Source organism: Xenorhabdus miraniensis, assembly GCF_002632615.1.
Window position 1 is genome coordinate 182,243 of the sequence record NZ_NITZ01000007.1, and the last position, 13,958, is coordinate 196,200.

The 13,958-nt window shown below is 40.7% G+C and carries 12 protein-coding genes and 2 pseudogenes; 10 read left to right on the forward strand and 4 right to left on the reverse strand.

Annotated features, from left to right (window positions below; all coding sequences use genetic code 11):
- Window positions 1-50 precede the first annotated feature (50 nt).
- The 3 genes from Xmir_RS09200 (at window position 51) to dusA (ending at window position 2,455) form a co-directional block, all read left to right on the forward strand.
- A complete protein-coding gene (locus tag Xmir_RS09200) occupies window positions 51-269 on the forward strand; it encodes a hypothetical protein (RefSeq protein ID WP_099114085.1) in 219 nt (72 codons plus the stop codon).
- On the forward strand, window positions 270-1,286 hold the full coding sequence (locus Xmir_RS09205; RefSeq protein ID WP_099114086.1) for a PDDEXK family nuclease: 1,017 nt from the start codon (window positions 270-272) through the stop codon (window positions 1,284-1,286).
- Window positions 1,287-1,480: 194 nt separating this feature from the next.
- Window positions 1,481-2,455 (forward strand): tRNA dihydrouridine(20/20a) synthase DusA, encoded by a 975-nt coding sequence (gene dusA, locus Xmir_RS09210; RefSeq protein ID WP_099114087.1) that lies wholly within the window; start codon window positions 1,481-1,483, stop codon window positions 2,453-2,455.
- Window positions 2,456-2,477: 22 nt separating this feature from the next.
- On the opposite strand, the gene Xmir_RS09215 is transcribed toward dusA, so the two are convergent.
- Together Xmir_RS09215 and Xmir_RS24505 are read right to left on the reverse strand one after the other, a co-directional pair.
- Window positions 2,478-3,461: a quinone oxidoreductase gene (locus Xmir_RS09215; RefSeq protein ID WP_099114088.1), complete on the reverse strand. Its 984-nt coding sequence runs from the start codon at window positions 3,459-3,461 to the stop codon at window positions 2,478-2,480.
- A gap of 115 nt (window positions 3,462-3,576) precedes the next feature.
- Window positions 3,577-3,991: pseudogene (locus Xmir_RS24505) on the reverse strand (transposase); the annotation flags it as partial.
- A 674-nt stretch (window positions 3,992-4,665) separates the two neighbouring features.
- Between Xmir_RS24505 and Xmir_RS09230 the strand changes: the two are divergent.
- Window positions 4,666-5,145: an Hcp family type VI secretion system effector gene (locus Xmir_RS09230; RefSeq protein WP_099114090.1), complete on the forward strand. Its 480-nt coding sequence runs from the start codon at window positions 4,666-4,668 to the stop codon at window positions 5,143-5,145.
- Here the strand turns inward: Xmir_RS09230 and Xmir_RS09235 are convergent.
- Both Xmir_RS09235 and Xmir_RS09240 read right to left on the reverse strand, forming a co-directional pair.
- On the reverse strand, window positions 5,142-5,564 hold the full coding sequence (locus tag Xmir_RS09235) for a hypothetical protein (RefSeq protein ID WP_099114091.1): 423 nt from the start codon (window positions 5,562-5,564) through the stop codon (window positions 5,142-5,144). The two genes, Xmir_RS09230 and Xmir_RS09235, sit on opposite strands and share 4 nt — an antisense overlap.
- Entirely contained in the window at window positions 5,542-6,228 is a 687-nt protein-coding gene (locus Xmir_RS09240) for a hypothetical protein (RefSeq protein ID WP_099114092.1), read from the reverse strand. The genes Xmir_RS09235 and Xmir_RS09240 overlap by 23 nt, the downstream gene beginning before the upstream one ends.
- 406 nt (window positions 6,229-6,634) lie before the next feature.
- On the opposite strand from Xmir_RS09240, the pseudogene Xmir_RS09245 reads away from it, so the two are divergent.
- From Xmir_RS09245 to Xmir_RS09270, 6 genes and pseudogenes are all read left to right on the forward strand, one after another.
- Window positions 6,635-7,165, forward strand: a pseudogene (locus Xmir_RS09245) (transposase); the annotation flags it as partial.
- A gap of 340 nt (window positions 7,166-7,505) precedes the next feature.
- Complete coding sequence (gene dnaB, locus Xmir_RS09250) at window positions 7,506-8,915, forward strand: replicative DNA helicase (protein ID WP_099114094.1); 1,410 nt, start codon at window positions 7,506-7,508, stop codon at window positions 8,913-8,915.
- 111 nt (window positions 8,916-9,026) lie between these two features.
- Window positions 9,027-10,106, forward strand: coding sequence for an alanine racemase (gene alr / locus Xmir_RS09255; protein ID WP_099114095.1), 1,080 nt, complete (start codon window positions 9,027-9,029; stop codon window positions 10,104-10,106).
- A gap of 241 nt (window positions 10,107-10,347) precedes the next feature.
- The gene (locus Xmir_RS09260; RefSeq protein ID WP_099114096.1) at window positions 10,348-11,541 is read left to right on the forward strand and encodes an amino acid aminotransferase; all 1,194 of its coding nucleotides are present in this window, start codon (window positions 10,348-10,350) and stop codon (window positions 11,539-11,541) included.
- A gap of 497 nt (window positions 11,542-12,038) precedes the next feature.
- Window positions 12,039-12,770, forward strand: coding sequence for an RNA ligase family protein (locus Xmir_RS09265; protein WP_099114097.1), 732 nt, complete (start codon window positions 12,039-12,041; stop codon window positions 12,768-12,770).
- Complete coding sequence (locus Xmir_RS09270; protein WP_099114098.1) at window positions 12,767-13,891, forward strand: AAA family ATPase; 1,125 nt, start codon at window positions 12,767-12,769, stop codon at window positions 13,889-13,891. Before Xmir_RS09265 ends, Xmir_RS09270 begins: the two co-directional genes overlap by 4 nt.
- The last annotated feature ends 67 nt before the right edge of the window (window positions 13,892-13,958 follow it).

A 13,958-nucleotide genomic window follows, 5' to 3' on the forward strand; every position in this document is an offset into this window, starting at 1 on the left:
ATCGCCTACACGGATAGGCATTTACTCTGTATTGCAATAAGGAACCGAAGATGGAAAATCAACTTGATTTGCGATTACCCATCTCGGTGATCTTACCATTCACGTTATTCCGTCATTTGGAAATTGTATTAAAAGAGAGCAAAGATACGTGTGAAATGTTTGAGCATTTTAATGTTGATGAATTTATTGGTTTGCTAGATGGCCCAGAAAACACACAGCCATTTAATCGGGTCATTTTTAATATGTCGAATGGGGATGAGGGAACTTAAATGACAATATATGAGTTAACAGAGGATTCGTTGATAAAAATTGAAATGACTTCATTTGAGGCTGAAAAGTTGAAGGAACGGGAAGACATTCAGCGCCTCTTAAAATTAAATATTGAAGCTATTAGCCCTGATACATTAGTGATCGCCGAAGAATATAGCCATTTTGTGGACTCTAATCGTCGCCTTGATTTACTCGGCATTGATAAGTCTGCAAATCTTGTCGTTATAGAACTAAAGCGGGATGATGATGGTGGTCATATGGAACTCCAAGCGATTCGTTATGCTGCTATGGTTGCGAATCTGACTTGGGAGCAAGTAGTGAGTGCTTACAGGGATTTTTTAAATCGAATGGGGCAAAATATTGATGCTGAAAGTTCGATATTAGATTTTCTGGGATGGGACTCACCACAACAAGGTGATTTTGCTAAAGAGACACGTATTGTCTTAGCTGCTCGTAATTTTTCTAAAGAAATTACTACATCAGTTTTGTGGATGAATGATATGGGGCTGGACATTACTTGTGTTCGTCTTCAACCTTTTCGAGTTGGTAAAAAACTCTTATTGAATGTTGAGCAAATTATTCCCCTTCCTGAAGCGATGGATTACCAGATAGAGGTGCGTCACAAAAAGCGAGAAGAGAGAGCGGCTCGCAATAGCGAAAAAGATCATTCATCGTTGACTCTGTATGTCAATGGAGAACGTTATCAGCAAAAATTCCGTAAGTCAGATATTGGCTTTTATACGGTTAGAGCACTTGAAGAGCATAAACTTATCAGTGAACCTGTTTTTTACTTCCTCAGATATAATAAAACGTGTTCATTTCAGTTACTGAAGAAATTCGAAGAAATCAAAGGTACTGAAGATAAATACAAAAAATATCGTACTCAGTCAGAACCTGAGTTTGTTTACCAGGATGAAGGATATTACATCGCTCGAAATTGGAGCCTTTCTAATACGAACCGATTTATCAATGAAATTCAAGAAGAATTCTCAGCACTGCGCTTTGAGTGGGATTAATTCGGTTGTAGTGGTTTAAATCTGGCTGAGTTTGAAGCTATCCTTCTCGCTCTGTATAATTGCCCGCCTTGGATATTTGGGGGAAGTTTGTACTCCCCTAAATATCCTCTAATAGCTGAATAAGCTTAAATAGACCAGAATATAAAGCGGCGGTATCGGCGCTATCTTTTTGATTTTTAAATGAGGTTTGTGATATGCACCCATCATCCCGCTTTTCCGTTGCTCCCATGCTTGACTGGACTGACCGTCATTGCCGTTACTTCCATCGCCTATTAAGTAAGGAAGCGTTGCTTTACACGGAAATGGTGACAACAGGCGCGATCATTCATGGCAAAGGGGATTATCTGGCTTATAACGAACAAGAGCATCCACTGGCATTGCAATTGGGTGGCAGTGAACCTCACGCTTTGGCGCACTGTGCCAAGATTGCGCAAGAGCGGGGTTACGATGAAATCAATTTGAATGTTGGTTGCCCCTCTGATCGTGTGCAGAATGGTCGTTTTGGAGCATGCCTGATGGGAGAAGCCGCGCTGGTGGCCGATTGTGTCAAGGCGATGCAGGATGTGGTGGATATTCCTGTTACGGTGAAGACTCGCATCGGGATCGATGAACAGGATAGTTACGAGTTTTTGTGCGATTTTATTGATACTGTCGTGAAAAACAGTGATTGCGACAATTTTGTGATCCATGCGCGCAAGGCGTGGTTGTCTGGATTGAGTCCAAAAGAAAACCGCGAAATTCCGCCTCTGGATTATCCACGAGTTTATCAATTGAAGAAAGATTTTCCACAACTGACTCTTTCCATTAATGGCGGCATTAAGTCATTGGAAGAAGCGAAGCAGCATTTACAGCATGTGGATGGTGTGATGATTGGGCGAGAAGCCTACCAAAATCCATCTATTCTGGCGAATGTAGACCGTGAATTGTTTGATCAAACCGCACCCGTGACGAATACGGTTGATGCGATTAAGGCGCTTTATCCTTATATCGAACAGGAATTGTCAAAAGGAACTTATTTAGGGCATATCACCCGCCATATTTTGGGGATTTTTCAGGGAATTCCCGGTGCACGTCAATGGCGGCGCCACTTGAGTGAAAATGCCCATAAATCCGGTGCTGATATTATGATTGTTGAAAAAGCTCTGGAAATGGTGACAGAGCGGATGTGATCCGCTCTCATTTTGTTCTGTGTTATGGGATCAACAAGCTGGAACCGTGGGTGGCACGGCTTTCCAGCCTCTGGTGTGCCCTTACGGCTTCGCTTAGTGGAAACTGCTGGTTTTCCGGTACATCCACATTGATTTTGCCGCTGGCGATGAGATCAAACAGCGTCTTGCTGGCTTCTGCCAACTCTTTGCGAGTCGTGATATAGCCATTAAGAGAAGGGCGGGTAACAAACAGTGAACCTTTCTGATTGAGGATCCCCAAGTTCACGCCTGTCACTGGCCCCGAAGCATTACCGAAGCTGACCATCAAACCTTGCCGTTTCAGGCTATCCAATGAATCCAGCCATGTCTCCTTGCCGACAGAATCATATACTACGCCAACCTTTTCCCCGCCAGTGATGTCCAAGACACGTTCCACAATATTCTCGCGATGATAGTTGATGGTCTGCCATGCCCCAGCCGCTCTGGCAAGCGATGCTTTTTCGTCTGAGCCCACTGTTCCAATCAATTTTGCGCCCAGTGCCTTTGCCCATTGGCAGGCAATTAAACCCACACCGCCAGCTGCGGCATGAAACAGAAATGTTTCTCCTGCCTGGATCTTATGAGTCAGATTGAACAGATAGTAAACGGTTAAACCTTTTAAAAAAGATGCGGCAGCTTGTTCAAATGAAATCTCATCTGGTAACAGCGCTAATTTGCTTTCGGGCACATTGTGTACTTCACTGTAAGCACCAGCGGCAGATTGGGCATAAACAACACGATCACCAACTTTAATGGATGTCACATTTGAACCCACTTTAGTGACAATACCTGCGGCTTCGGTTCCCAGCCCGCTGGGCAAACTGGCTGGTGGATATAGCCCGCTACGCACATAGGTGTCAATGTAGTTAATCCCGATGGCTTTATTTTCGACTTGAACTTCATCAGATGCAGGGTCAACAGGCGTAAATTCACAATATCGGAGTACTTCTGGGCCGCCAGTGGCGGAAAATTTGATGTGTTTTGCCATGGTAACTCTCTCATTATGTTAGAAATATTGGGAGCGGCCTCGCACGTTTGCAATGAAACTGCTGCAAACAGCGTAAATGTATCTGAAATCATTACAGACTATATGTAACAAATGTCTAGTCCTGATATACGTTGACACTTATTTTACTCATAACCGCCTGATGATGTACTTCATCGGACGTTTTATATTTTAGGGCTAAGTGGGGTCGATATCGATTATATATCTCTATCGATTCACTCACCATTTTCGTCGCGTCTTCAAGATTAGCGGGCTTACAGAGTAAGAGTTCGTTTTTTAGTATGCCATTGACACGTTTTGCCAAGGCATTCTGATAACAATCGTAGCCATCTGTCATTGAGCATATTACTGCATGGTACTCATGTAACATTTGATAGGATTTGGAACAATATTGTAATCCTCTGTCTGAATGATGTACCAGAGATTGTCCGATCAATTTTCGGCTTCTTAAGGCCTGTTTATTACGCCTTGATGACCGCATCTGTTTTTAAGTTATCGTGTACATGATATCCGAAGAAGCCGAAGAATGGCTGCCGTCTGTGCCTGAATGCCGGGATTTTAAATCCCCGCTATAAGCTTTTTGGATTTAAGTCTACATTCCATACATTATTTTAAGTATCCATTTGTATTTAAAAGAAAATAATAGATGTATATTTATTTCTTAGCTATACATCAAATATACATTCTCTTCATTAGGGTAAAAAAAGGAGGGTGAACAGAGGATACAGTGAATGAATATTATATTAATCGCCCTAAACCCAGATGTAGCAAGGCTTTCAGGGAATTGTGCGGAGGGTGCATAACTGAGAGGGCGAAAAAGATTTATAGGGGGTATCTCTGGTAGGAAGACTAAATTTCCTAATTTTAAGTGATCATTGTTCTTGTTTACGAGAGTAATTAGCGCATGAAAATACTTTTATGCTCTGATATATATCAGGATATAATTCAAATCAACAGTTAAACAGTCGATTTATAAGCTGTATAATAAAATATTCTTTCATCTAAATATTATTAAGTGCCGCTCAATATAATGTGCTCTCCATTGATTGATAGTATTTTTAATTCCTATATTATATATTTTATTATTGTTATTTTGTTTTATTTTAAATTGTCAATAGTGCTATTGACAGGATGATGAATGATTATATATTTTATGGAGGGAGAATAACATGCAAAAGGAAATGAAATGGCAAATATTATTTACATGACCTTAAACGGTAAAAATCAAGGGTTGATATCATCAGGTTGCTCAACTTATGATTCAATCGGTAATAAATATCAAGAGGATAATAAGGATAAGATATTGATTTATTCTATAGATCACGATATTAATCGAGAGCAAAATGTAAATCATCACCCTATAGTAATAACAAAACCAATTGATAAATCATCTCCATTATTAGGAGTTTCAATATCAAATAATGAACATTTAGATTGTCTGCTTGAAATATATAGAAATAGCTCGGCAGGGGGATTAGAAAAATTTTACTCGATTAAATTAACGAACGCCGCTATAAAAAACATCTCCAGCCACTATCCGAATTCACTAAGTCACAATGATATGCAACCATATGAAAGTATAACAATTTCATATAATAGCATAACATGGACACATCACATCGCTGGCACATCAGGTTACAGTATAAGAGAAGAGAATGTATTTTAATTCTTCTCAACTAAAAACAAAATGGTACTCTCAGTATCATTTTGTTTTATACTTATAATGGTATTATCTTTACGCCAGCGTTCATCTTTCCAATACTTATCATAGTATTTTATAAATCCCATATTTTCAGTGTATTTTATTAATTCTGCCAGACGACTCAATTTTACATTTGAAAAGATAATTTCGTTAGTCATGGTATTATTACCATCAGGGGAGTCATAATATATGATATAATCATTTGAAATTAAAGGAACATGCTTAATTTCATCAAAGGTAAATGCGTAATAATAAATAAAATTTCTTTTTGTATATGATAAATTAACATTCGCTAATGATGCAAAAAAAAGAATAACGCCAATAGCTAAAATGAAGATAACTATACATATACGTATAAAATTACTCAACCGCAATCCCAGCATATTCTTTACCTATATTAACCCAGCTTGCATCTTCAATAAGCATTACATCCTGACCAGTTTTTATATCGCTCATAGGCGTTATTGTATTTAAAAAACTAGGCAAGGGAAAATTATAAGGAATTGTATTATTTGGATGCTTTTCAGGGTCAGGGAATAATAATGGCTTAAAAGACTTGTTTTTATATTTTCCTATAACTCCATAGTAATCCCATCGTTTATATGCTTTTTCTTTACTTACTACCCCTACTTGAGGTAAATAATTAATCTCGTTTATAGCCTGATAAAAACCGAATAAATTAGAAATCAAATCTTCACCACTATAGCCACTATCTGAAATTAAAGTAAAAGGAAAGGAGTCTTGATATGATTCAAATGAATGAGTTGTATACATCATAATAGTAAGAGCAACTCTTTTTTTATCATGTAAAGATAAACCTCTTCTAACTCTCCATCTTGTTTTTATAGATGTTCCTAGGCTACGCCCCCTACCCATATATTGGACATATCTAACGATAAAATGCGATTTATTAGTAGTTTCATCCCCCAAGGCAAGAGAAATCATCAATTTTCTTGCATTATCACCATTAGCATGCCCTAAATCTAACCACCCTAATTTTTCTGTATAGATCAATCGTCCATTTTCTATATCAGATCTTTTAGTCATTATAACTCCTGTTATTTAGTTAAGTACGCTATAAAATTTTATATGTATGATAGTACGAAAAATCATTAATTGACTGCCTATAGAAACGTTTTAACAGAAATTTACTGTTTTGTTATCTGACACCAAACCATAGATTTCTATGGAGTATAGATAATATAATCACATAATAGATTAGTAAATCCAAAATTCACTTTTTAATAGGTAACGTATTTTTAATGTAAATTCGCTCTAAACAGGAATATACATCAAAGACATTAAAAGAAATTTATTTCAAATGGAAATTATAATTATGAAAAACTATCAGTTTTACATTGCTGCTTAATATGTGTTTATCCACTAATAAAGCATCTTTTAAGAAAATTTAATCAAATTATTACTACTAAGAAGAGAATGAACAAATCCGTCAGGTAAAACCCCGGATAATTGGCCGGAAAACAAACGATACCAGAAAGATACGGATGCAACCTGGACGAAAAAAACCGGCAAAAATTATTTTGGCTACACACTCACGATTAATGTCGATGTAAAGTACAAAGTCATTCGTCAAACCGCCACAGGAACCGCCTCTGTCCATGACAGCCAGTATCTTGAAGCCGTTTTGGACAGGGTCAATACGAGTCGGGATATTTATGCGGACAAAGTGTATGCCAGCCATCAGCGTGAGCAGGTGCTGAAAGGACAAGGCTATCGTGTACATATTCAAAGAAAAGCATCACGAAATAACCCGTTATCAAACTGCCAGAAAGGGCGTAACAAGAAAATCGCGCGCACTCGGGCACGAGTAGAACATATCTTTGGTTCACTCACCCAGATGGGAGAAAAATTCATCCGGACGATAGGTCAACTGCGGGCTAATTTCACGATGATGTTAATGGTGACCTGCTATGATTTACAACGTTTGGTTTATTTTGGAAAATCGGGTATTCATGCCTTTTAATCTTTGAAAAAGTCAGAAAGCGTCACACTCAATAAGGTCAATTTTATTACGGATAGGTACAAAATTGAGCTTATTTTTTCATGGGATAGTTTTTAGAGGTTCCCTTTTCTTTTACATTGTTTTCATCTTATGCTTTGTTTATAGGTTCGTTCAGTGTTCTATGTATAAATAATTATATAAACGAACAAAAACAATCTCATTAAAAATGATTTTTTCAATAAATATCAATTTGTTATGTTTGAATTGTGAATGTGGGCTATCTATAATTACTCAAGGCAGTTTTCATGGCGTATACTGATGCGCTATTTCGTTTTTTGTTTAGTGGATTGACGCGGTATACATGGCTGGAAAAAAACCAACTAACAACAGTATGGCTGAACCAAAAGATCGCCAAGTGGAAGGGCTGAAACTTCCACCACACTCTTTGGAAGCAGAGCAATCCGTGTTGGGCGGTTTGATGCTGGATAATGAACGTTGGGACAATGTTTCTGAGCGGGTTACCAGCAATGACTTTTTCAGCCGACCCCACCGACGTATTTTTTCTGAAATGCAGCGTTTACTCGAAACGGGTAAACCTATCGACCTGATTACATTATCGGAATCTCTTGAACAGAATGGCGAGCTCGATAAGGTAGGTGGGTTCGCCTATCTGGCAGAGTTGTCAAAAAATACCCCAAGTGCTGCGAATATCAATGCTTATGCCGATATTGTCCGCGAACGTGCGGTAGTGCGCGATATGATCGCGGTGGCAAATGAAATTGCAGATGCGGGTTACGATCCGCAGGGGCGGACTAGCGAAGAGCTCTTGGATCTGGCTGAGTCACGGGTATTCCAGATTGCCGAAAACCGGGCGAATAAAGATGAAGGCCCGAAAGGTATTGAACAGATCCTTGAAGAGACCGTTGAGCGAATTGAACAACTCTATCAGCGCCCACATGATGGTGTGACAGGCGTCTCTACAGGTTATCAGGATCTGGATAAAAAGACGGCTGGTTTGCAAAAATCAGATCTCATTATTGTGGCAGCGCGTCCTTCAATGGGTAAAACCACCTTTGCGATGAACCTGTGTGAGAACGCAGCGATGATGCAGGATAAGCCAGTCTTGATCTTCAGCCTTGAGATGCCCGGTAATCAGATCATGATGCGTATGTTGGCATCCCTTTCTCGCGTGGATCAAACGCGCATTCGTACCGGTCAGCTCGATGATGAGGATTGGGCACGGATTTCCAGTACCATGGGGATTTTGCTGGAAAAACGTAATATGTATATCGATGACTCATCCGGTTTGACGCCGACAGAAGTGCGTTCCCGTGCGCGACGGATTTTCCGTGAGCATGGCGGGCTTAGTTTGATTATGATCGACTACCTGCAATTGATGCGAGTACCTTCTTTATCTGATAACCGGACACTGGAAATTGCGGAAATATCACGCTCATTGAAAGCATTGGCAAAAGAGCTTCAAGTGCCAGTTGTTGCGCTCTCCCAGCTTAACCGTAGCTTGGAACAGCGAGCTGATAAACGCCCGGTTAACTCTGACCTGCGTGAATCAGGCTCTATCGAACAGGATGCTGACTTGATCATGTTTATCTATCGTGATGAGGTTTATCACGACAACAGTGAACTGAAAGGCGTGGCAGAAATCATCCTTGGTAAACAGCGTAACGGCCCGATAGGGACGGTAAGGCTGACATTTAATGGCCAGTGGTCACGGTTCGATAACTATGCAGGGCCAAGCTATAGCGACGAATAACTCTGGTGCCTATCGTTCATATTCAAATGGCCTGAAATAAGCAGCGTCCAAATAATGGGGATAGGCTTTTAATTACCACTCTTGATCGGAACATCATAAAAAGGGGACGAAATGAAAGCGGCAACTGCTGTTATCGACCGCCGCGCTCTGCGACATAATCTGCAACAGGTTAGAGTACAAGCTCCTGACAGTAAACTGATTGCAGTTGTGAAAGCAAACGCCTATGGACATGGTTTATTAGAAACTGCGTACACAATGGAAGACGCTGATTGTTTCGGCGTTGCTCGGATTGGGGAAGCTCTCGCTCTGCGTAGTGGAGGGATCGTCAAGCCAATTTTGCTATTGGAGGGTTTTTTTGAGGCGGCAGATTTGCCCGTTCTGGTTGTTAACCATATTGAAACCATTGTACACAGCATTGAGCAGCTCGAAGCGTTAGAGCGGGCGGAATTGCCCCATCCGATTAAAGTGTGGATGAAACTGGATACAGGTATGCACCGTCTGGGAGTCAGGATTGATGAAGCAGAGGAGTTTTATCAACGCCTGAACCGTTGCCATAACGTCGAACAACCCGTGAATATCATCAGCCATTTCAGCCGTGCAGATGAACCTACCGTAGAAACTACCCAACATCAAATTGATTGCTTTATGGCATTTGTTTCGGATAAATCTGGTGAAAAATCCATCGCCGCATCAGGTGGAATTTTATTGTGGCCACAAGCCCATTTGGATTGGGTTCGCCCTGGTATCATGATGTACGGAGCTTCGCCGATAGAGGGTAAAACAGCGGCCGATTTCAACTTAATTCCTGCAATGACACTAAAATCCAGTTTGATTGCCGTGCGTAAACATAAAGCCGGTGAATCAGTAGGATATGGGGGTACGTGGAATAGTGAACGCGATACTTATCTTGGTGTTGTGGCGATGGGATATGGTGATGGTTATCCCCGTAGCGCACCCGCGGGTACGCCAGTATTTATTAATGGCCGGGAAGTACCACTTGTTGGGCGTGTTTCCATGGATATGATTACCGTGGACTTAGGGCCAGAGTGTCAGGATAAAGTGGGCGATGAAGTTACCCTTTGGGGGAATTCCCTGTTAGTTGAAAAAATAGCCCAACATTCAGGAATTAGTGCTTATGAGTTGATTACGAAACTGACTTCACGTGTCGCGATGGAATATCTAGACGAATAATTCGGTAAGTTATATTGTCTGTCAGTACATTTTCTTATATATACCCACTGGATTTTAAGATGTAGCGCGACGGTGAGGGAATGAATCCACAGGCGCATAGCTAACCCTATGTTTATAATTATGTTTATTAAATATGTTTATAAATATGTTTATAACTACAGTGTCTGGGGCGAATAATTCAGCTCAATAAAACTACAACTTGGAAGACGACGGGTATATTCAATAACAGGGAGTATGAAAAGTGTTCCAGAATGTTGATGCGTATGCAGGCGATCCTATCCTGTCGTTGATGGAAAAATTTAATAGCGATCCCCGTGAAGAAAAAATTAATTTGAGCATTGGGCTTTACTACAATGAACAAGGCATAATTCCACAATTGCAGGCTGTTGCTTCTGCTGAGGAGCAAATGTGTGCTCTGCCATCATCTGCTTCTCTTTATCTCCCAATGGAAGGATTACTTGCCTACCGTGTGGCAATTCAGGAATTGTTGTTCGGTAAAGATCACCCCTTATTAAATCAGAAACGTATCGCGACCATTCAGACTGTGGGTGGTTCAGGTGCATTAAAAGTGGGGGCTGATTTTTTACACCGTTATTTCCCTGATTCTGAAGTGTGGTGTAGTGATCCAACATGGGAAAATCATGCTGCTATTTTTGCTGGTGCAGGGATCAAAGTGAATTATTACCCCTATTTTGATGACAAAACTAAAGGGGTAAAATTTGATGAAATGTTGGCAACATTTAAGCAATTGCCGGCAAAAAGCATTATTCTGATACATCCTTGCTGCCATAATCCAACGGGTTCTGATTTAAACAATGACCAATGGGATCAGGTAGTGCAAGTTGCCAAAGAGAAGGGATTGATTCCTTTCCTCGATATCGCTTATCAGGGACTTGCAGATGGTATGGAAGAAGATGCTTATGCAATCCGGGCGATGGCAAATGCTGAATTACCTTGTTTGGTCAGCAACTCATTCTCAAAAATATTTTCGCTGTATGGTGAGCGTGTTGGTGGCCTATCCGTTATTGGTGATGATGCAAAAGTAACTGAACGTATTTTGGGCCAATTAAAAGCGAGCGTGCGACGCATTTACTCCAGCCCGCCAAATTTTGGTGCTCAGGTTGTCGCAAGAGTATTAAGTACCCCTGAATTAAAAACTCAGTGGCTGGAAGAAGTTGAACAGATGTGCTTGCGTATTCGGGAAATGCGGACAGTGTTGGTCAACGCATTGAAGAAATCCTTGCCAGAGAAAGACTTTGATCACTTGCTAAAACAACGCGGTATGTTCAGTTATACGGGATTCAGCCAGGAACAGGTTGATCGACTGCGTGAAGAATTTGGTGTCTATCTGGTCGGTTCTGGTCGTGTTTGCATGGCGGGCGTGAATCATCATAATGTACAGCGCATCGCAGAGGCGTTTGCTGCGGTGAGTTAGTAATTTTTATCGCCTGTAAGTTCATAAATCCCCTGTTCTCATGGTGGGCAGGGGAAGTTTGACCAATACGTGAATTAAGCAGGTATAATTTGTAGAGAGGTAAAGAATATCCCGTATAATCAGGTAAAATGAGTTTCTATATCACAGATATCTCTGTTATAGCCCAAAATAGAAGATTTTTATTGGTTATTTTTGCTTGAAGTATGTTCACCATGTCAATTAATGATGGTTTACTATATAGTGACCAACTGAATATAGTGGCCGCCTAAATATAACGGTCGCCTAAATATAGTGGCTACCTGAATTTTTGACACTTCCCTTTCACCTTACTATCTAATTCACTTGAATATTTAACTTAATCTTTTAAAGCCAAAAGATTAACTGAATGGAAATAAAGAAAATGTAATACCTACTCTTGAGCTCTTTCATCAGTTATTAAGATGGACATTAACCCGTAAAGGCGCTATTGCGATAATTATTAAAAGAGTCAAAGCATTATGGATATGCAATCAAGAAAGTATGGTAGAACGTTCCATTACCCGTTCTCGCCAGGCACGACCAGTGACGATCGCATCAATCATCATTGGTGGCAGGATATACAAAACATTAAGCAGCTTGTTCACACGGAAAAGCTGGACGGTGAAAATAATTGCCTGAATAAATATGGTGTATTTGCCCGTTCGCATGCCGCACCAACGCAATCGGCATGGACTCAACAAATTCGCCAGCGTTGGCAATTGCTGAAAGGTGACTTAGGTGATATTGAGATATTTGGTGAAAACCTTTATGCCATTCACTCCATTGAATATCGCCATCTTGAAGAATATTTCTTCGCATTTGCTGTGCGTATTAAAGATATCTGGCTCAGTTGGGAAGAAGTCAAATTCTATGCGGCATTATTTGATTTTCCGACTGTGCCTGAAATAAACATTCCTGAAATAAGAAATGAATCGGCATTTATGCAAAACATTATTGAAACGGCAAAGCAGGGAAGTTGTTTTTCTTCATGGGATACACAGAACAAAAAATTATGTTCAATGGAAGGCATTGTTAGCCGCGATGCGGGAGAATATTTGGTGACTGATTTTCCACATCATGTCTTCAAATATGTGCGAAAAAATCATGTCAAAACAGATAGCCATTGGAAGAGGAACTGGCAAAGAGCACCTCTATATTTCGAACATCTTTCTAATTCGAATAAATGCAATACGGAAGGAGAAAGGAAATGAGTTGGTTATTCAGCCACAATAAATCGTGGAATGACTTATCCTCTGCTTTCTCTTTTATCGCTGATATGGATGGGGTTCAACAAGATCCCATCCATCATGCGGAAGGTGATGTTGCGATCCATACCCAAATGGTATTGGCTGCATTGGAACAATTACCGGAGTATTCCTTACTGACGGCGGAAAAACAGGAAATTCTCTGGACAGCAGCGCTGTTACACGATGTAGAGAAACGCAGCACTACGCGGGTGGATTGGGACGGACGCATTATTTCTCCGGGACATGCCCGTAAAGGGGAGCTGTCGGCCAGACAAATTTTGTTTCAGCAAATACCTACTCCATTTGTAATACGGGAACAAATTGCTGCGCTTGTACGTTTTCATGGGTTGCCCTTGTGGTTAATGGAAAAGCCCAACCCACAAAAGGCATTATTGGCAGCTTCATTGCGTGTTGATACTTATTTGCTGACTTTACTGGCAAAAGCCGATGTATTGGGGCGCACATGTCACGATTCGCAAGAGTTACTTGAGCGTATTGAGCTGTTTGAACTTTATTGCCGTGAGCAAGGTTGCTGGCGTAAGCCCCGGGCATTTTCATCTGGTGGAGCACGATTCCATTACTTTTCCACTGACAGCGAACATCCAGACTATCAACCTTATGATGACTACGGTAGCCAAGTGACATTGTTGTGCGGATTGCCGGGTATGGGTAAAGACCACTTTATCCAACAGCATGGTAAGGGGATATCAGTGATCAGTCTGGACGCGATTCGTCGTGCGCATCAAATTAATCCGGAAGATAAAAATGCTAATGGTTGGGTCGTACAGCAAGCGAAACAGCAGGCCAGAGAAAAACTACGCAGCAGGCAAGATTTTATCTGGAATGCGACTAACTTGACGGGACAAATGCGTCAGCAATTGGTCAAGTTGTTTGTGAGTTATAACGCCAGAGTACGGATTGTTTATATTGAGCAAGATTATAAGTGCTGGCGTCAGCAGAACAGTAATCGCCAATATGTGGTACCGGATAAGGTGATGGATCGGATGCTTGATAAACTGGAGGTTCCTGCGCCTGAAGAAGCACATGAAGTTTGCTATTTTATCGATTCTGTGATGTTGAGCTGATAATCTCGAAAAGTACTTCTGAGAGTTTTGACGAAATTAGAAGGCTGCTGGAATACCGCAGCCTTAC